General features: G+C 61.3%; 1 protein-coding gene. It reads right to left on the bottom strand.

The genetic code is table 11. From position 1 onward, the window contains the following. Positions 1-56: 56 nt before the first annotated feature. The coding region (locus tag JAO29_RS23305; RefSeq protein ID WP_334270672.1) for a hypothetical protein at positions 57-253 on the bottom strand (197 nt) is incomplete at its 5' end.

The following is a 253-nucleotide window of genomic DNA, read 5'->3' as shown; positions in this document are numbered from 1 at the left end:
CCCGCCTCCGGCAAGCACGTAACCTACGGCAAACCCTCAGGTACGCTCCTCGGCGCTCAGAAGCTGCAGGTCAAGGACTTCACCGAGCAGGTCGCTCCAAAGTCCGCCACCCACCGCATCCCCGGTGCGACCGGCAGGTCCTCATGCTCTTCACCCTGCCTGACTCCGACAAACCCCAGCAGCTCTATGGAGTTCCGGTCGGATACCACGAGCAGGGCCAGTACACCTTTTACCTCGACGAGATCTTCTTCTA

Origin of the sequence: Edaphobacter sp. HDX4 (genome assembly GCF_036877565.1) — a bacterium.
Lineage (GTDB): Bacteria > Acidobacteriota > Terriglobia > Terriglobales > Acidobacteriaceae > Edaphobacter.
The sequence above is the reverse complement of the archived record's forward strand: the minus strand, read 5'-3'. Positions and strand labels throughout refer to the sequence as shown.